The following is an 18,850-nucleotide window of genomic DNA, read 5'->3' on the forward strand; positions in this document are numbered from 1 at the left end:
TTTGCGGTACCAGGCAAGGAGAATCGTGATGGCTCAAGGATTCGACGCGATCATCATCGGCACCGGACAAGCCGGCCCCGCACTCGCTGCGCGGCTGGCTGGCGCGGGCATGAAACTGGCCGTTATCGAGCGCGCGCGTTTTGGCGGCACCTGCGTGAACACCGGCTGCATTCCCACCAAAACCCTCATCGCAAGCGCGTACGCAGCGCAACTGGCGCGGCGGGCTGCCGAGTACGGCGTGACCATCGGCGGGCCGGTCGCCGTCGACATGAAGCAGGTGAAGGCACGCAAGGACGAGATCTCCGGCCGTTCCAGCAACGGTGTGGAACAGTGGATGCGCGGGCTGGAGAACGTCACGGTGTATCAAGGTCATGCCCGCTTTGAAAGCGCGCATAGCGTGCGGGTCAACGGCGAACTGCTGGAAGCTGACCGGATTTTCGTGAACGTCGGCGGCCGGGCCCTGGTTCCGCCCATGCCCGGGCTGGACCAGGTGCCGTACCTGACCAACTCGAGCATGATGGAGGTGGATTTCCTGCCGGAGCACCTGATCATCGTTGGCGGCAGCTACATTGGCCTTGAGTTTGGCCAGATGTACCGGCGTTTTGGGGCCAGGGTGACCGTTGTCGAAAAAGGCCCGCGCCTGATCCAGCGCGAAGACGAGGATGTGTCGCAGGCGGTGCTGGAGATCCTGGAGCGCGAGGGGATCGAAATCCGGCTCAATGCCAACTGCCTGAGCGCGCGCGGGGAAGGCGACCACATTGCGGTCGGGCTGGATTGTTCGGACGGGGCGCGCGACGTCCACGGCTCGCACCTGCTGCTGGCGGTCGGGCGCGTGCCCAACACGGAGGACCTGGGGCTGGACCAGGCGGGGGTGGAGACCGACGCCCGCGGCTATATCCAGGTAGACGAACAATTGCGCACCAATGTCCCCGGCATCTGGGCGCTTGGCGACTGCAATGGCCGCGGAGCGTTCACGCATACGTCGTACAACGACTATGAGATCGTCGCTGCCAACCTTCTCGACAACGATCCCCGCAAGGTGACGGACCGCATCGCAGCCTATGCCATGTTCATCGACCCTCCGCTCGGCCGCGCCGGCATGACGGAAGCAGAAGCCCGGCAATCCGGACGCAGGCTGCTGGTCGGCTCTCGCCCCATGAGCCGCGTCGGGCGAGCCGTGGAGAAGGGCGAGAGCCAGGGCTTCATGAAGGTCGTGGTCGACGCCGATACCCGCATGATCCTGGGCGCCGCGATCCTCGGCGTGACCGGCGACGAGGTGATTCACTCACTGCTCGGCATCATGTATGCCAAGGCACCCTATACCACCATCAGCCGCGCGATGCACATCCATCCGACGGTGTCGGAGCTGGTGCCGACGCTGCTGCAGGAATTGCGGCTACAGGCTTAGCTGGCGCGCCGGCTCGACCGGGGCGCACATCAGAGGAACGGCGCAATGTTCGCCATCGCGCGCGTCACGTAGGCCACCTTCTCGCCCACTGGCGCCACATAGTCAATCGCGTTGCGTGCAGCCTCGACGCCTTCCAGACGGGCGATGAACCAGGCGGCCAGGTACTGCGACGCCAGGCATCCGCCGGCGGTTGCAACGTTTCCCCTGGCGACAAACGGCTGATCGAGCACAGCCACGCCGGCCTCCACTACCCATGGCTTGGAGATCAGGTCCGTACAGGCCGGAACGTCGTTCACCAAGCCCAGTTTGGCTAGTATGAGCGTGCCCGAGCATTGCGCGCCCAACAACTGGCGCGTCGGGTCGAAGCGGAGTTGCGACATCAGCGCGGTATCGGCGACGACTTCCCGGGTTCGTATCCCACTACCCACCAGCACAGCGTCCGCGTTGCATGCGTCCTCCAACGATGCTTGCGCCTCCATCACCACACCGTTCAGCGAACGCACCTTGGCCGCCGGACTGGCGATCGAAACCCGCCAGCCGGGCCGCTTGACCCGGTTGAGGATGGAGAGCGCGATCAGCGAGTCGATTTCGTTAAAGCCTTCGAAGGTCAGGATGGCGATATGCATGGGGCCTCGTGGGAGTGGCGACGTTGGGTTGCGCCATCGTAGAGCCGGCAGTCAGTACATTCAAATAATTGTTATAGATACGCTCAGGCTGCGTCCTGCGGGTCCGCAAACGTCGCCATGCGCAGGATCGCTTGCCTGAGCTCCGACCTGAGTTGCGCCACCAGCTCCGCGGCCGGCAGGGACCTGGCCAGCGGCGCTGCCTGCCCGGCCCACTGCGCCGCGTACTCAGCGCTCCCCGCGGCCTTGGCAGCGGCGTGAAGCGCCTTTCCCGCGTCATAGGCGATCGGGTAGTCCGGCACCGGAGGTGCGTCGGCGGCGGCGCCGAGTGCCGTGAGCCGGTTGGTGAAGCCCCTGGCCGCGCGGCCCGATATGGCGCGGGTGAGCGTGGTCGCGCGCGGCTGGGGCGCGGTCAGCGCCGCGCGATAGGCGGCATCGGCAGATGACTCCGGGCAGGCGACGAATGCGGTGCCAAGCTGGGCGGCTTCTGCCCCGAGAGCCAGTACCGCGGCAATGCCTGCCCCGTCCATGATGCCGCCCGAGGCAATCACCGGAAGTTTCGTGCCCAGCACCAGAAGACGCACCAGAGCCAGCGTGCCGAGGCCTTCGTCGTAGCCATCGGTGTCGAAGGCGCCGCGGTGTCCGCCAGCTTCAATGCCTTGCGCGACGATGGCGTCCACGCCGGCGGCCTCTATCTGGCGGGCCTCATGCAGGGACGTTGCACTGGCCAGCAGCACAATGCCGGCCGCGCGCAGCGCGTCAATTTTCTGCTTGGCGGGAAGGCCAAAATGGAAGCTCACAACCGCTGGCTTTTCTTCCAGCAGCATCTGGAACATGGCGTCGTCGGCCACGAAACTCCTGTAGATCTCGCGCAAGCTGGCGGGTGTGGTCGCGCCGTGCTCGGCAAACTGGGCGGCAAGGTAGGTGAGCCAGGCCTGCTCGCGCACCTCATCGGCCTTGGCGGGGGCGTGGCAGAACAGGTTGACGTTGAATGGCTCGCCGGTCAGCGCTCGTGTCTCGCGGATTGTCTTTCGCGCCGCTTCGGCATCCATTGCCCCGACGCCGAGCGAGCCCAGCCCGCCGGCCTCTGACACGGCTGCAGCCATGGCCGCTGTGCTGACACCGGCCATGGGCGCCTGGATGATGGGCGTGGAAATGCCCAGGATCGAACAAAGGTTGCGGCGCTGGCTGGAAGGCCTGGAAGTGTCCATGAGAGTCTCTTTCGCTTTGATGTGCATGATTCCGCTCGGGAAATTTTCGAAGGCGAGGCTGTGTCGGAGGGTATCGAGAATGCCATGAAATCTCGCGGCGTGAGAAGTTGCTGCGGCTTCGCAATGCATTGTTCATCGCGCGACGCATCCGGACCTGTCGGTGCCGGGCAAGGTGGCTTACCGCGCGCGCCCCGCATTGCGTGCCTGGAATACCCGGCAACTATCGACTAGCTTGAAAGCCTTGGGCCGCTTTGATGGGGCATCATGATGAAGAGGATCACAGGGCGCCTGGCCACCATTGTCTCCGTGGGTGTAGCAGCGGGCCTTACTGCCGCAAGCGGCGCGTGGGCCTCTGACATCGTCTGCAAGCCAATTGCGCGCGAATCCCCCGTACGCTGCAACAATCCGGATGGCTCCGGGGTGAGATGCAGCCTTGCGACGGACGAGGCCGGTCCGCAGGCGCGCCCGCGGCATCTGATCTGCGATTCCCCCAGGCTGTCAGAGCGCTACGAGCGCATTTACGCCGAGCAGCAGAGGATGCTGCGCAAGGGCAGGATCCTGGACTCGGACATCGCGGCGTGGCGCGGCCGGCGCGATGCCTGCGGCTCGGTGCGCTGCCTGGAAAGCATGTTCGCGAAATTCTGGCGGGAGCGGGATTCGATGCGAATCGCACCGGGCCGGTCCGACTCCGCGAATCAAGCAGCAACGGCGGTGTCGCCACCCGCCAGCCAGGAGGCGGCACCGCCGCCTGTGGTGTCTTCCGCGCAGGGCTCGCAGACCTCAACGCAGATCCCTGCGCCGACGCAGCGCGTGCAAGAAGAGCCGCCGCCGGCAGAGCCGCTTGCCGCGGCGGCTGGACCGGAACCCGTCGAACCAACACGGCCGACGGCTCCGGCTGTTGAAACGCTGCCTGTCTGGCAAGCCACAGCGCCTCCCGTTGCCGAGAACAAGAACAGCCGCCCGGACAAGTCCCATCCGGCAGCCCTTGCCGTGGAGAGTCTGCTTTCAGGACTGGTCGTGATGGGTGCGGGTTTCCTGTGGACGCGCCGTGCCGCGCGCGCACAGGATCGGACGCGTTTCGCCATCCCGGCGGCGGCGGTGGTCGTCTATGGCTTGCTGCTTGTGAATGCGCTGCTGCTGCCGTTTACGCTTGCCGTGAAGTGAGGACACTGGCGCCTTACCGACGACAATGCATGGCTCCGCATCTTGAGCAGGCGGTGGCCATTGCGGCTCGGCGTGCAGCAGCTATGCATGGATGCGCCGCACCGGCGTTCAACGCCCCTTGAAAATCGGGTGCCGGGCGCAAACCGACAGCACGATGCGCTCGGACTGCACCAGGTAGTCATTGAGGGCTGCGGCACACTCTGCGAGCTTGCCCGCCTCGAACAACTGCAGGATGTGCTGGTTCAGCTCGACATATGGGCCATGCAGGAATTCGGGATCCTGCAGCATGCCGAAAGCCAGGCGCAGCTCGGCCAGCAGGTGGGCGAACATCACGTTCAGCCGCTCGCTGTCGGCCAGTTCCACGATCGCCATATGGAACTCCATATTGGCGGTACCCGCGCCTTGCCAGTCGCCGCTGTCGCGGCAGCGCAGTCCCATTTCCACCGCTTCGCGCAGGTGCTTCCTGGCTGGATGGCTGGGGTAGGCCTGGGCGATGGCCTGGCACTCGATCATGCGGCGCACGCGGTAGATGTCGATGATGGCCGCAATGCTGGGAATTGCCACGGATACCCCGCGGTTGGGTTCGTGCTTGAGCAGGCCTTCCTTGGTCAGCACGCGAAAGGTCTCGCGCAAGGTGTTGCGCGAGATCTGCAGGCTCTCGCTAAGCGCGGCTTCCGACAAGCGCTGCCCGGGCGCGAATTCGCCATGCACGATGCGCTGGCGAATCTGCTCCGTGACCCGCTCGGCCAGGTTTCTTACGTCAGTACTGGATGTCATGTTGGCTTGCGTCAGGGGCGACAGGTTCAGCCATGCCCCGTGCGGCGATGTTATCTCACTTTGTTGAACAATAGGCACAAGATTGGTGCGAAGTCTGCCCTGCAGACGTGACTTAGGTGTATACGAGAATCGAACCTCATCCAATATTGTTCAACAATATGTCACAGTGGTTGAGTCATACGTGCAGATAGATGAACATGGCATGTGTTTTGCTAAACAGCGGCTGGGGTGCGGGGCCGCTGTCTTAGTGGTCTTGCTCGCTACCGGAACTTCGTCGTGAAGACATCGCGACGAGCCTTGTCCACGCTTTGTCCTTATCCATAGTGAGCGCAACCATGTGGCTTAAAGAAACAAATCAGGCGGAGCGCAAGACGCTCTTTGCCGCCTTCGTCGGCTATGGGGTCGATGCCTTCGACTACATGATCTACACCTTCATGATCCCCACCTTCATCCTGGTGTGGGGCATGACCAAGGCCGAGGCTGGCTACATCGCGACGGGCGCGCTCATCAGCTCGGCCATCGGCGGCTGGCTGGCCGGCATCCTGGCCGACAAATATGGTCGCGTGCGGATCCTGCAGCTGACCGTGCTCTGGTTCAGTTTCTTCACGTTCCTGAGCGGCTTCACCCAGTCCCCCGAGCAACTGTTCCTGACCCGCATGCTGCAAGGCCTGGGCTTTGGCGGCGAATGGTCAGTCGGTTCCCTGCTGATCGCCGAGATGATCCGGGCCCGCCACCGTGGCAAGGCGGTCGGACTGGTGCAAAGCAGCTGGGCCATCGGCTGGGGCCTGTCGGCGATTGCATTCTGGGCGGTCTATGCCGTGTTCGAGCAGCAATACGCATGGCGCGTGCTGTTCTGGGCCGGCGTGCTGCCGGCGGTCTTTATCCTGTATATCCGCCGCAATATCTCCGAGCCCGAGGTGTATCAGGAAACCAGGGCCAAGCTGGCCCGCACCGGGCAAAGCAATAACTTCATGCTGATCTTCAAGCCCGGCGTGCTGCGCGTGACGGTGCTGGCAAGCCTGCTGGCGACCGGCATGCAAGGTGCCTACTATTCGGTGACGACCTGGCTGCCCACCTACCTCAAGATGGAACGCAATCTCTCCGTGCTCAACACCAGCGGCTACCTGATGGTGCTGATCGCCGGGTCCTTCGCCGGCTACCTGACCAGCGCCTGGCTGTCCGACCGCCTGGGGCGCCGGCGTTGCTTCATGCTGTTTGCGGTGAGCGCGGCCTTCCTCGTGATCTGCTATACGCAGTTGCCGATCACCGACGCCGCGATGCTGGTGCTGGGTTTCCCCCTGGGTTTCTTCCTGTCCGGGATCTTCTCGGGGATGGGGGCCTACCTGACGGAGCTGTATCCGAGCCATATCCGCGGCTCCGGCCAGGGCTTCTGCTACAACTTTGGCCGTGCGGTCGGTTCCATATTCCCGGCCATGATCGGGCATATGAGCGCATCGATGTCGCTGGGGGTTGCCATCGGCTATCTCGCCGCCGGCGCCTATGGGCTGGTCGTTATCGCCTGCCTGCTGTTGCCGGAAACGCAAGGGCGCGAATTGCTCGCCGAAGCCGGGGCCGAGGCCGCGCATTGATCTGATCCAAGACACTGGAGCAACACGCATGCAAGATTCCGCACTGGAACGCACCCGCATCGCCGCCGTGAACGCCGCGCGCGCAGCGCGCGCAAGCTACCGTGCCGGCACGGTACAGCCTACCGCCGGCATTGCACCGGGGATGACGCAAGCCAACATGATCGCGTTGCCGCGCGACTGGGCCTGGGACTTCCTGCTGTACGCGCAACGCAACCCCAAGGCCTGTCCCGTGCTCGACGTGATCGAAGCGGGTGCACAGCAGACCGTGCTGGCGCAAGGGGCCGATATCCGCACCGATATCCCGCTGTATCGCGTGTGGCGCGACGGCAAGCTGGCGGAGGAGGTGGCGGATGCCACGCCCCTGTGGACTGAGCACCCGGACCTGGTCACCTTCCTGATCGGCTGCAGCTTCACCTTCGAGACGCCGCTGCAAGAGGCAGGCATCGAGGTGCGGCATATCGCCGACGGTTCCAACGTGCCGATGTACCGCACCAACCGCCAGTGTCGCCCGGCTGGCCGCCTGCATGGCGAGATGGTCGTGTCCATGCGGCCCATCCCTGCGCATCGGGTTGCCGATGCGGTTTCCATCAGCGGACGCTTCCCGTCGGTGCACGGCTCGCCCGTCCATGTCGGCGATCCGGCCGCGCTGGGCATTGCCGACCTCGCCAGGCCTGACTTTGGTGACGCCGTGCGTATCGAGCCGGGCGAGATCCCGGTGTTCTGGGCTTGCGGCGTCACGCCCCAGGCGGCCGTGATGGCGTCAGGCGTGCCGTTCGCCGTGACGCATGCGCCGGGCCACATGTTCATTACCGACGTGCCAGACAGCACGTATCACGTCTAGGACCTCCGGGTCATTGCGGAGCTCGTTTTGCGTTTTCTGCCCGTCACTTCGAATGCACTGCTGGTGGAACTGGCCGACCTGGACCAGACCCTGGCCCTGCTGGCCTCGCTGCAGCGCGATCCCGTGCACGGCGTGGCGGAGCTGGTGCCCGCCGCGCGCACCATCCTCGTTCACTTCCGCCCATCGGCCATCAGCGCCGCCGCGCTGGTATCGGCCATCGCCGCGCGCGACCTGTCGCAGCGCGTCGAGCGCAGCAACATCCTGGTCGAGATTCCGGTGCGCTATGACGGCGAGGACCTGGCCGAGGTGGCCCAGCTGCTTGGCATCACGCCCAGGGAAGTGGTGCGCCGCCACACCGGCAGCGAATACACCGTTGCCTTTACCGGCTTTGCGCCAGGCTTTGCCTATCTCAGCGGCGGCCATCCCAGCTTCGACGTGCCGCGCCGCAGTACGCCGCGCACGCGTATTCCCGCCGGCGCCGTGGGCCTGGCTGGCACCTTCAGCGGCGTGTACCCGCAGGCCAGCCCGGGCGGCTGGCAGATCATCGGGGTTACCCCCGTGGCCATGTGGGACCTGAATCGCGAACAGCCTGCGCTGCTGCAGCCCGGCTATCGCGTGCGCTTCATCGACATCGCCACGCTCGATGGCGTGCTCGATGCGGGCAGCGCCATCGCCGCCGGCGCCCCGGCGCGCCAGCCGTTGCCGACGGACAAGGCGGCTGCTGCCGCGGCGCTGAAGGTGAGGGCCACCGGGCTGCAGACCGTGTTCCAGGACCTGGGCCGGCACGGCCAGGCGGGGCAGGGCGTCTCGGCCTCGGGTGCGATGGACCAGGCCGCCCTCAAGATGGCCAACCGCCTGGTCGGCAACCGCAGCGACGGCGCGGCGCTCGAGACCGTGGGCGGCGGCCTGCAACTGCAGAGCGTGGGTGAAACCGTGCTGGCTGTCACTGGCGCCGATGCGGCGCTGACGGTGCGCACTGCCGATGGTCGCCAATGGAGCGTCCCGAACCACCAGGCCGTGGCGCTGGCCGATGGCGACACGCTGAGCATCGGTCAGCCTCTTGCCGGCGCCCGCAGCTATGTGGCAGCACGCGGCGGGTTTGCCGTCACGCCGGTCCTGGGCAGTTGTGCGACTGACTCGCTGGCCAAGGTCGGTCCCGCGCCACTGGCCGTGGGCGATGTGCTGGACCTGCTGCCCGCACCGGCCGGCGCCGTCGTGGGCACCCCCGGGTTGCCTGCCGCCGATCTGCCCACGGTGGAGCAGGACGTCGTGCTGGATGTGGTGCTCGGTCCCCGCACCGACTGGTTCACTGCGGAGTCCGTGGCGCGCCTTGCTGCGCAGCGCTGGCAAGTCACCCCGCAATCCAACCGCGTGGGACTGCGCCTGGCCGGCGAGGTGCCGCTGGAGCGCGCCATCACCGGCGAGCTGCCCAGCGAGGGCACCGCCCTGGGTGCGTTGCAGGTGCCGCCAAGCGGCCAACCCGTGCTGTTCCTGGCCGACCACCCGCTGACCGGCGGCTACCCCGTGATCGGGGCCGTGGCGCCTTACCACCTGGACCGCGCCGGACAGATTCCGGTTGGCGCCTGGCTGCGCTTCAACCCGCTCGGCGCCTTCGAAGAACTTCAACCGTCAGAGCTGCAACTGTCGGCGCAGCGACCGTCTGCCGCCTGAGCGTACAAGCCCCAACCGAGATTTGCGATGAAGAAAGTCCTGATTGCCAACCGTGGCGAGATTGCCGTCCGCATCATCCGCGCCTGTGCCGACTACGGAGTCGGGTCGGTGGCCGTGTATGCCAATGCTGATATCGACGCGCTGCACGCGCGGCTGGCCGACGAGGCCTACGGCCTGGATGGCGACCGTCCGGCCGACACCTACCTGAACATTCCCAAGCTGCTCGATATCGCCCGGCGCAGCGGGGCAGATGCCGTGCATCCAGGCTACGGCTTCCTGTCGGAAAGTGAAGCCTTTGCCAAGGCCGTGATCGATGCCGGCCTGGTCTGGATTGGCCCGTCTCCCGCCACGATTGCGCGGCTGGGCGACAAGGTGGAAGCGCGCAAGATCGCCTTGCAGGTTGGCGCCCCGCTGGTCGCCGGCACGCCCGACCCGGTCGTGGATGCCAGTGAGGTACTGGCCTTTGCCGAGCAGTACGGCCTGCCGATCATCATCAAGGCAGCCTTCGGCGGCGGCGGCCGCGGCATGAAGATCGCATGGCGCATGGATGAGGTGGAAGAGTTGTACGCCTCCGCCGTGCGCGAGGCTGTCACTGCCTTTGGCCGCGGCGAATGCTTCGTTGAGCAGTTCCTCGACAAGCCCCGCCATATCGAAGCGCAGGTACTGGCCGACCAGCATGGCAATGTCGTGGTGCTGGGCACGCGCGACTGCTCGCTGCAGCGCCGCAACCAGAAGCTGGTCGAAGAAGCCCCCGCGCCGTTCCTGACCGACGCGCAGCGCGCGCGTATCCACGCCGCCGCCCGCGACATCTGCGCGGCGGCCAGCTACACCAGTGCCGGCACCGTGGAATTCCTGCTCAGCGCCAGCGGCGCGATCTCCTTCCTGGAGGTCAACACCCGCCTGCAGGTGGAGCACCCCGTGACCGAGCAGACCACCGGCGTGGACCTGGTGGTCGAGCAATTGCGCGTGGCGGATGGCTTGCCGCTCTCCATTACCGAAACCCCGGCGCCGCTGGGCCATTCAATCGAGTTCCGCATCAACGCCGAGGACGTGGGCCGCGGCTTCCTGCCCACGCCCGGGCCGGTGCAGACCTTCGAAGCTCCGTCGGGCCCCGGGGTGCGCGTGGACTCGGGTGTGCAGTCGGGCTCGGTGGTCCCCGGCACATTCGACTCGCTGATGGCCAAGCTCATCGTGACCGGTGCCACGCGCGAACAGGCGCTGGCGCGCGCAAGCCGTGCGCTGCGCGAGTTCCGTATCGAGGGTGTGGCGTCGGTGCTGCCGTTCCACCGTGCGGTGATCGACCACGCAGATTTCCTCGGCGCGGATGGCTTCAGGGTCCACACGCGCTGGATCGAGTCCGACTTCGCCGAACCGCTGGCAGCGGCCACCCGTGCCGAGCCCCGGCACGATGCCAGCCTGTTGCGCACCGCCATCGAGATCGACGGCCGCCGCATGGTGCTGGGGCTGCCGGCGCAGCTGCTGCGCGGCCTCGCCGACGCGCCCGGGCAAGGCAGCGCCGCGGCGCCGGCCCAGGCCGCCGCTACTGACCCGGCCGACCTGCCATCCCCGATCGCCGGCACCGTGCAGACCTGGAAGGTCGCAGTTGGCGACGAGGTCAAGGAAGGCGATCTGATCGCCGTGATGGAAGCCATGAAGATGGAGATGCAAGTCCATGCTCATCGCGGCGGCCGCGTAACGTGGCAGGCGGCCGCAGGCACGTTCCTGACGGCGGGGACGCGGCTGGTCAACATTGTGTGAATTCACCAAGAATGCCGGCCAAAGGGTAGGGCGCGCCGCTCAGTTCAGCACCAGCCCCGCGTGCGCCAGCAAGCGGCGAAACACCGCCAGGCGTGTATCGCCGGTCTCCGCCAGCCGGTCGCAGACATGGAGGTGTTCAGGCATATCGCTGTGTCCGCGCAGCGCATCCTTGCACTCCCGCTCGGAGATCTCCAGGTGGACGCCGGCGAGCACCGCGCGGCCCTTGCCAACCCGTGAACTGACGATGGCGGGCGGCGTGCCATCGATATCCGCATAGACGGCCAGGACCTGCGTGTCAGCACCGGGAGCGTCGCCGAAGTCAAAGCGGCAGCCGCCATGGTAGTGGGTGTATAGCGACATCGGGACATCGGTCAGGCTGTCCGTGGTGCGCAGTCTCACCGCGGCCGTGGTACGCGGCGTGCCGTCATACAGCATGCCGTCAGTCAGTTCTGGCAGCGAGCCCACTGCCACGGCGTCGACAAAGCACAGCTCGCGCGGGCCGCAGATTGCGCCCCTGGTGCCGGCGTGAAACGCCAGTTCCCGACATGCGTAGTAAGCGCCCGCGCAAATCCCGAGGTAGACGCCGCCCTGCTCGACGAAACGCCGGATGCGCGCGTTCGGGGCACCGTTCAGCATTGCACAGTAGGGAAGGTCGGCGCCTCCCGGCATGACAAACAGCACCGCCCCATCGAACAGCGTGGCGTCGTGCCGGATGTCGTCTGCCATCACCGCACGGTTCTCGTAGGTGCTGGCGTGGAGTTGGTGCCCGATGGTCCGCATCAGGCATGCGGTCCAGTCGGAAGCGCCGGCGTCGACATAGGTCAGGATCTGGGGCCTTGGCATACCGGCATCCGCTTTTGAATAAGGAACGGGAACTCACGGGACGGCTCCGGTACCGGTCTCGGAGTGGAGGTTGGGTGATCCAAGGAACTCTTGTTGTGCATCGACAAGGCACATCATTGCCCTGAATGGATTCAAGCATAACGCTGCCGATCGGGAACAGCTCGCCTGGCGGCTAGTCACGCAAATGCTCGTCCGTGAATTTCCGGAATATTTCCATGCTGGGCGCCTCGGTCCGCCCCGCCAGGGTGAAAAAGGCATAGCGGGGGCCATCATCGACCGCTGGGGTCGTGACCAGTTCGCATAGTTTTCCTGCGGCAATCTCCGCACGCACTGCGGCGACGATGCTGAACAGTATCGCGTCGGAATCCAGCACAGCTTCGACCAGGCTCCGGACATTCTCGCACCTGAGGCTAAGGCAATGCTCCGGATCCGCGCGTGGACCGAAGCGCTTCACCAGGTTGCGCGCGACTTCCGTGCTGAGCGGGGCGGAAGCCAGCGGATAACGCATGACATCGTCAAACGATACGGCGTCTCCGCCGGCAGCCTGTTGCACAAGCGGATGTCCTGTGCGGCAGATAAAGCGGCCCTGCAACGCGTTCAGCAGTTCGTGGCGAAGGTCCGTTGCTGGCGCCACGCTGCTCACCTCCACGATGACTGCATCAAGCGATCGCTGACGCAGCTGGATCATCAGCGCATCGGAAGTACCAAGCGACACGCTGACCTGTATGCCGGGATGGTGCCTGGCCATGTATCGGAGAAACGGCGTCGCCAGCACTGCGCCCGGCCCCGCGCCCAGCCCGACGCGGATGGCACCCAGGTGGTGGTGGTGGAACAGTTCGACGCTGCGGTGCAGTTCCGCTTCCTCGAACACGATGCGCCGGGCCCGGTTTGCAGTCAGCTCCCCCAATGGGGTCAGCACATTGCGCTTGCCGTGCCGGTCGATCAGGCGGCCTCCCAGTTCGTCCTCCAACGTCTGGATGCTCCGGCTCAGCGCGGACTGGGTCAGGTGCAGGCGTTGTGCCGCCTGGCTGAAGGACGCCATATCCGCCACCATCAGCAGATGCTTGAGATGTTTGAGATGCATTGCGCACTTATAGATGAGATTTTTGAATAAATTTTAGACCGATAATGCATTGGACGCATGCCGGACGGCGCTTTACGATCCGATTCCACAAGAACATGCATTGAGGAGACCGCCATGACCCGATTCAAGAACATTGGCCGCCGTTGGCTCGGCGGCTTGGTTGCAGCACTGCTTTTTGCAGGGCTGGCGCCGGCACACGGCTTTCCTGACCGGCCGGTAACGCTGATGGTGCCGTTCCCGGCGGGCGGCCTCTCCGACGTTGTTGCCCGGAACCTGAACGGGTCCCTGGCCCGGCAGTTCGGGCAGCCAGTCATCGTCGAGAACCTCGGGGGAGCTGGTGGCGCGATTGCCGCGCAGAAGGTCCTTCATGCACCGGCCGACGGCCACCTGCTATTGCAGGCAGGGCCCGGCGAGCTCATCACTACGCCGCTGGCCAATGCCGCAATCAAATTCAGGAGCGAAGATTTCAGGCTGGTGCATATGGTCGGCACTGTCGATCTTGCCATCCTGGTGCGCAGGGATCTGCCGGTAAAGGATGTCGACGAACTCGCCGCCTATGCCGCGCAGGCAGCCAAGGCCGGCAAACCACTGACGTACGCCAGCGTCGGCATCGGCTCGCTCTATCACCTCCTGGGGGCGCACATGTCCCAAACCATCGGAGCGCCGATGACTCACGTCCCTTACAAGGGCGGCGCGCCCGTGATCCAGGACCTCGTTGGCGGAATCGTCGATATCTTCATCTCGCCATTTGGCAAGCCTGACATCGAACGCATGCGCACCGGCCAGGTCCGGATGCTGGCCGTACTGTCGCCTACGCGAGTGGAGGCAGTGAAGTCGGTCCCCAGCGTCAATGAGAGCAAGGCGCTGCGAGGCTTCAACTATTCAACCTGGGCTGGCATCTTCGTGAAGAAGGACACTGCCGAGCCTGTCGTGCAGGCGGTGCACAACGCGATTGTGCATACGCTGGCCGACCCCTCGGTGCGCGCAAGCCTGGATGCCGCGAACCTGCCTGCGTCCAAGCCGGTGTCGCTTGCCGAAAGTCAGAAGGCCTATCAGCAGAGCATCGAACAATACCGCGGCATTGCCCGTGCCATCGGCTTGCAGCCGCAATAAGGACGACATGCATCCCATCCTGGCCGCGCTGCGGGACAGCGCCGAAGAGTTCGTAGCAGTTCGCCGTGACCTGCACCGGCATCCGGAGCTCGGCTTCGAGGAACACCGCACCAGCGACATGGTGGCCAGCCTGCTCGCCGAATGGGGCTATGAGGTCGAGCGCGGGCTGGGGACAACGGGGGTCGTCGGCCGGCTGCGACGCGGTACGGGCAACCGCAGCCTTGGCATTCGCGCCGACATGGATGCCCTGCCGATGGAGGAGGCCACAGGGCTCCCCTATGCCAGCTGCCATCCCGGCGTGATGCACGCCTGCGGGCATGACGGGCATACCACCATGCTGCTTTGCGCAGCAAAGTACCTCGCCCGGCGCGGCGACTTCAGCGGAACCCTGAACCTTATCTTCCAGCCGGCAGAGGAGGGGTTGGGCGGTGCAAAGAAGATGATGGAGGACGGACTGTTCAGGAAGTACCCTTGCGATGCCGTCTTCGCCATGCACAACGTACCGGGCACCGCATCGGGCCGTCTGCTGTTGCGCGAGGGCGCGGCGCAGGCTTCGGCCGACAACGTCACCATCACGCTGGAAGGCGTCGGCGGCCATGCGGCGATCCCGCACCACGCGGCCGACCCTGTCGTGGCCGGCGCCTCCATCGTGATGGCCTTGCAGACTATCGTGGCGCGCAATGTCGATCCGCTGCAAGCGGCGGTCATTACCGTGGGCGCGTTCCAGGCCGGTACCGTCTCCAATATCATTCCCTCGCACGCCGTGCTCAGGCTGAGTGTCCGCGCACTGGACCGCGATGTGCGAGAGCGGATCGAGCAGCGTGTCAGGGACCTGGTATCCGCGCAGGCGCAGAGTTATGGCGTCACGGCGCAGGTCGATTATCAGCGCGGGTATCCAGTCCTGGTGAATACGCCGGCCGAAACGGCGTTCGCAAGCCAGGTCGCCCTGGACTTGCTGGGCGCGAGCCACGTCAACTGCCAGGCGTCGCCCATTGCCGCCAGTGAGGACTTTGCCTTCATGCTGGATGCCGTGCCTGGCTGCTACCTGTGGCTTGGAAACGGCGAAGGCGGAAAGGCCGGAGGCTGCTCGGTCCACAATCCCGGCTACGACTTCAATGATGGGAACATTGCTGTCGGTGCGGCGTATTGGGCCCTGCTGTGCGAACGTTTCCTCGTGGACTAAACGCCACCGAGCCCCCTGGAACTGTCTGGCGACCGTCGAAATGCTGCTCGATTTCGGGGCCGCACGGCTTGCGCCCAGCGCGGCCCCGAGCCGATGTGCCCGGGGACAGACACGTCAGGCTATTCGCACCAATGCATGTGGCTTCTCTATTCCGGCTTGAGGTCGAGCTGATTGGCAATCTGTTGGTACCGCGTTGTGGTCGCGCCGAGCATATCCCGGAAGGCCTTGGGAGATGCAGGTGAAGGGAGAAATCCCAGCCTTTCTGCAAAGGCCTTGAATTCAGGGTCTCGGAGGACCTTGAGCAATGCGGCGTTCAGTGTATCGACGACGTGCGGATCCATGCCGGCCGGACCAAGTATGCCGATATAGTTGTCCTCTACGTAGCCTGGGATGCCAGATTCAGCAAGCGTCGGTACGTCCGGAAGGAGAGGGTGGCGGTTTTCGCCGGTAACCAAAAGAGCCTTGGCGCGACCCGATCTGATGTTTGGCAGCTCCGCGGCAACGCTGTCAAACATCACGGATACCCTTCCAGAAGTCACATCGATAAAGCCTTCCGGTGCGCCACGGTACGACACGCGCATCAGGTCGAAACCGGCCAGCGCCTTGATTTGCTCGGTCGCAAACATGATGCCCGGCGACGGCGAGGCGTAGCTCAGGCCTTTCTCTTTTCGCGCCATCTGGACAAATTCTCGGCCATTGTTGGCCGGAAGGCCCGGACTACTGACCAGTACAAGAGTCACTCTGACCAGACTGGAAATAGGAGTGAAATCCTTCAACGCATTAAGCTTGTGCGATGAGTACAACATCGGCCCGATAATCAGCGCATTGCCGCCGACAAGCAAGGTACGGCCGTCTGGTGGGCTCTTGGCGACAACGCCAGCGGCAATGTAGCCGTTTGCCCCGGGCCGGTTTTCAACGACAACAGGTTCGCCCAGTACCTGAGAAAGCTTCTGGCCGATTGCCCTGGAAAGCGTGTCGCTGCCTCCGCCCGCGGTATAGGGAACGATGAGGCGACGGGGCGTCGTGCTGTCATTGGCGTGAGACGGCATCGAGACTGTGGTGACCAATGCACAGAACAGCAGCGCGATCGAATTTTTCATGACCGGTGTCTCCTTAATGATTTTCTGAGGCAGAGCGGCGCCTGCGGCGCCGCTGGTGCTATGCGAGATTCACGAGGATGGTCTTCATCTGTGTGAAGTGGTCCAGCATTGCCTCAAGCGATGCCTCCTTGCCCAAGCCGGAATTCTTGTAGCCGCCATACGAGAGGCCAGGCTGGGCTACGAGATTCTGGTTTACCTGGACGAAGCCGGCCTGAAGCCTCAGGCTGGCATCCATCGCCGTCTTCAGATCCCGGGTCCAGACTGACGCCGTCAAGCCGTAGTCTGTGTCGTTGGCCATCGCCAACGCGTCCCTGTAGCTCGAGAATTTCATGACGCAGACGACCGGACCGAAGATCTCTTCGCGCGCCAGCTTACTATCATTGGTCAGGCCGGTGAACATCACAGGGCGGATGAACAGTCCGGCTCCCAGCGCCAGGTCTGCTGGCAATGTCGAGCATTCCACCGCGGTTGTGCCGGGCAGGGATCGTCCCGCTTCGATGTATCCGCACACCTTGTCGTACTGGGCTGGCGAGATGATAGTGCCGATGTCCGTGGCCTCGTCCATCGGATCGCCAATCTTCATGGCATCGACCAGCGCCTTCACCTTGCCGACAAATGCGTCATGCACCGACTCGTGCACGATCATCCGGCTGGAGGCCGAGCAGCTCTGGCCCTGGCGGGTGAACCGCATGCCGGCCACCGCGCCGGCGGCAGCCTGATCCAGGTCAGCGTCGGGCATGACGATCATCGGGCTCTTGCCGCCAAGCTCGAGCGTGACGGGGATCAGCTTGTCGGCCGCTGTCTTGTAGATGATCTTGCCTGTTTCCACGGAGCCGGTGAAAGTGACCTTGTGCACACCGGGATGCGCGACCAGCGGCGCGCCGCATTCAGGGCCATAGCCGGCAACCACGTTGAGGACACCCTTGGGCAGCACCTGGCTCAGGATCTGGCACACGCGCAACACTGCCAGGGGTGCTTCCTCGGCAGATTTCACCACGACAGTGTTACCGGCCACGAGCGAGGGTCCGATTTTCATCGCCAGGATGTACATTGGCGCGTTCCAGGGCAAAATCGCGCCAACGACGCCGAGCGGTTCCCGCACGGTGAGCGTCAGGACATCCGGCCGGTGGGGCACGGTCTCGCCCTTCAGCTCCGGGGCCAGGCCGCCGTAGTACTGCAGCATGTCGGCGATACCTTCCGCTTCGGGACGGCTTTCGGTCCGAATCGCCTTGCCGGTCTCGAGTGTCACAAGCCGTGCCAGCTCCTCGACGTGCGAGGCCAGCAGCCGGGCACATTCAATGACCAGGGCGCCGCGCCTGCGCGCCGGTGTATCGGCCCATTCGCGCTGGGCGCGCTGCGCGGCATGGACGGCGAGATCCACGTCATCGGCAACGCTGAAGGGCGCATCCGCGATCTTGCGGCCGGTGGCGGGATTGATCACGGCGAACGTCCTGCCCGAGCGTGCGGGCGCAAGCTCGCCGTCGATGAAATTGTGCCCACTCAGGGCCAGGGCCAGATCTTCCGCGTTGAGGTTGGGATGGAGGGGGTTAGCTGACACAGAGGTCTCCTGGGCTATGCAGCATTAATTGAGAGAAGCGCTGTTTTCGATCAACCTGGCAACTACGGTCCAATCGCGGGCGCCAAGGCCAGATTCGCTTAGCTGCCGGTACAGCTGGATGGCCCTGGCGCCAAACGGTGTCGCGGCGCCAACCTCACTGGCGGCAGACGCGACGAGGGAGAGGTCCTTGAGCATCAGATCCGCCGCAAATCCAGGGACATAATCGCGACTGGCGGGCGAAGACGGCACGGGGCCCGGCACCGGGCAGTTGTGCGAGAGGGTCCAGCACTGGCCGGTAGACTGTGTGATGATGTCGTACATCGTCTGATAGTCCATGCCGAGCTTGCTGCCCAGGATGAAGGCTTCCGAGACGACCGCGCTGCTGACGCAGGCGATCAGGTTGTTGCACAGCTTGGCAATCTGGCCATTGCCGCTGGCCCCGGCATAAAAGATTCTGGCGCCCATCTGGCGCAGGACTGGCTCAGCGCGGTCGAAGGCCGTGCGCGCGCCGCCGACCATGAATGTCAGCCGCGCTTCGCGGGCGCCAGCCTGGCCGCCGGCCACGGGAGCATCCAACATCGCAAAGCCGGCTTGCGCCGCTTCCGCGGCGACAGCACGCGCGGCGGCGGGTCCGATGGTTGAGCTCTCGATCAGCAGGGCTCCCGGCGCGGCGACGTCCAGGACACCGCCTGCGGTGCAGTACAGGTTCTTCACGTCATCGGCATTTCTCACGATGGAAATGACGATCGACGCGCCATCGACAGCCGCTGCCACGCTGCGCTGCGATTGCCCCCCCTGTCCGGCGAAGCCGGCCAGTGCGGCTTCCGAGATATCGAATCCCTGCACGTCGTGGCCCGCACGTACAAGGTTCAGGGCCATGGGCATGCCCATATTGCCAAGACCAATGAATGCAATTCTGCTCATTTC

The 18,850-nt window shown here is 64.8% G+C and carries 16 protein-coding genes; 8 read left to right on the forward strand and 8 right to left on the reverse strand.

Going from position 1 to position 18,850, the window contains the following annotated elements; all coding sequences use genetic code 11:
• Positions 1–28 precede the first annotated feature (28 nt).
• Positions 29–1,408 carry an FAD-containing oxidoreductase gene (locus AC3WRR_RS09660; RefSeq protein WP_492296791.1) on the forward strand — a complete coding sequence of 460 codons (1,380 nt, stop codon included), beginning with the start codon at positions 29–31 and terminating at the stop codon, positions 1,406–1,408.
• 29 nt (positions 1,409–1,437) lie between these two features.
• Here AC3WRR_RS09660 and AC3WRR_RS09665 read toward each other — a convergent pair whose 3' ends face one another.
• Together AC3WRR_RS09665 and AC3WRR_RS09670 are read right to left on the reverse strand one after the other, a co-directional pair.
• Positions 1,438–2,034 (reverse strand): DJ-1/PfpI family protein, encoded by a 597-nt coding sequence (locus AC3WRR_RS09665; RefSeq protein WP_011617461.1) that lies wholly within the window; start codon positions 2,032–2,034, stop codon positions 1,438–1,440.
• Positions 2,035–2,117: 83 nt separating this feature from the next.
• The gene (locus AC3WRR_RS09670) at positions 2,118–3,242 is read right to left on the reverse strand and encodes an NAD(P)H-dependent flavin oxidoreductase (RefSeq protein ID WP_492296793.1); all 1,125 of its coding nucleotides are present in this window, start codon (positions 3,240–3,242) and stop codon (positions 2,118–2,120) included.
• Positions 3,243–3,506: 264 nt separating this feature from the next.
• On the opposite strand from AC3WRR_RS09670, the gene AC3WRR_RS09675 reads away from it, so the two are divergent.
• Positions 3,507–4,406, forward strand: coding sequence for a GntR family transcriptional regulator (locus AC3WRR_RS09675; RefSeq protein WP_492296795.1), 900 nt, complete (start codon positions 3,507–3,509; stop codon positions 4,404–4,406).
• 108 nt (positions 4,407–4,514) lie between these two features.
• On the opposite strand, the gene AC3WRR_RS09680 is transcribed toward AC3WRR_RS09675, so the two are convergent.
• On the reverse strand, positions 4,515–5,183 hold the full coding sequence (locus tag AC3WRR_RS09680) for a GntR family transcriptional regulator (RefSeq protein WP_010810237.1): 669 nt from the start codon (positions 5,181–5,183) through the stop codon (positions 4,515–4,517).
• A gap of 335 nt (positions 5,184–5,518) precedes the next feature.
• On the opposite strand from AC3WRR_RS09680, the gene AC3WRR_RS09685 reads away from it, so the two are divergent.
• From AC3WRR_RS09685 to AC3WRR_RS09700, 4 genes are read left to right on the forward strand one after another with little or no spacing between them, the layout of a single operon-like run.
• Positions 5,519–6,772, forward strand: coding sequence for an MFS transporter (locus tag AC3WRR_RS09685; RefSeq protein WP_010810236.1), 1,254 nt, complete (start codon positions 5,519–5,521; stop codon positions 6,770–6,772).
• Between the two features lie 28 nt (positions 6,773–6,800).
• Positions 6,801–7,613, forward strand: coding sequence for a putative hydro-lyase (locus tag AC3WRR_RS09690; protein ID WP_010810235.1), 813 nt, complete (start codon positions 6,801–6,803; stop codon positions 7,611–7,613).
• Between the two features lie 27 nt (positions 7,614–7,640).
• Positions 7,641–9,284: a 5-oxoprolinase subunit PxpB gene (pxpB, locus tag AC3WRR_RS09695; RefSeq protein WP_492296796.1), complete on the forward strand. Its 1,644-nt coding sequence runs from the start codon at positions 7,641–7,643 to the stop codon at positions 9,282–9,284.
• 27 nt (positions 9,285–9,311) lie between these two features.
• The gene (locus AC3WRR_RS09700; protein WP_492296798.1) at positions 9,312–11,042 is read left to right on the forward strand and encodes an acetyl/propionyl/methylcrotonyl-CoA carboxylase subunit alpha; all 1,731 of its coding nucleotides are present in this window, start codon (positions 9,312–9,314) and stop codon (positions 11,040–11,042) included.
• A gap of 39 nt (positions 11,043–11,081) precedes the next feature.
• Here the strand turns inward: AC3WRR_RS09700 and AC3WRR_RS09705 are convergent, their stop codons facing one another.
• Positions 11,082–11,885: a BPL-N domain-containing protein gene (locus tag AC3WRR_RS09705; RefSeq protein WP_492296799.1), complete on the reverse strand. Its 804-nt coding sequence runs from the start codon at positions 11,883–11,885 to the stop codon at positions 11,082–11,084.
• Positions 11,886–12,057: 172 nt separating this feature from the next.
• Positions 12,058–12,969: a LysR family transcriptional regulator gene (locus AC3WRR_RS09710; RefSeq protein ID WP_010810231.1), complete on the reverse strand. Its 912-nt coding sequence runs from the start codon at positions 12,967–12,969 to the stop codon at positions 12,058–12,060.
• 114 nt (positions 12,970–13,083) lie between these two features.
• Here AC3WRR_RS09710 and AC3WRR_RS09715 point away from each other — a divergent pair, with 114 nt between their 5' ends.
• The gene (locus AC3WRR_RS09715) at positions 13,084–14,082 is read left to right on the forward strand and encodes a Bug family tripartite tricarboxylate transporter substrate binding protein (RefSeq protein ID WP_010810230.1); all 999 of its coding nucleotides are present in this window, start codon (positions 13,084–13,086) and stop codon (positions 14,080–14,082) included.
• Positions 14,083–14,089: 7 nt separating this feature from the next.
• Complete coding sequence (locus AC3WRR_RS09720; RefSeq protein WP_010810229.1) at positions 14,090–15,265, forward strand: M20 aminoacylase family protein; 1,176 nt, start codon at positions 14,090–14,092, stop codon at positions 15,263–15,265.
• 146 nt (positions 15,266–15,411) lie between these two features.
• On the opposite strand, the gene AC3WRR_RS09725 is transcribed toward AC3WRR_RS09720, so the two are convergent.
• The 3 genes from AC3WRR_RS09725 to mmsB are packed head-to-tail and all read right to left on the reverse strand — an operon-like array spanning position 15,412 to position 18,847.
• Positions 15,412–16,365, reverse strand: coding sequence for a tripartite tricarboxylate transporter substrate binding protein (locus tag AC3WRR_RS09725; RefSeq protein WP_011617455.1), 954 nt, complete (start codon positions 16,363–16,365; stop codon positions 15,412–15,414).
• Between the two features lie 58 nt (positions 16,366–16,423).
• Positions 16,424–17,923 (reverse strand): aldehyde dehydrogenase family protein, encoded by a 1,500-nt coding sequence (locus AC3WRR_RS09730; protein WP_492296801.1) that lies wholly within the window; start codon positions 17,921–17,923, stop codon positions 16,424–16,426.
• 24 nt (positions 17,924–17,947) lie between these two features.
• Positions 17,948–18,847: a 3-hydroxyisobutyrate dehydrogenase gene (gene mmsB, locus AC3WRR_RS09735; RefSeq protein ID WP_011617453.1), complete on the reverse strand. Its 900-nt coding sequence runs from the start codon at positions 18,845–18,847 to the stop codon at positions 17,948–17,950.
• Positions 18,848–18,850: the final 3 nt, after the last annotated feature.

This window comes from Cupriavidus sp. FW305-3-2-15-C-LB2, from assembly GCF_058787575.1.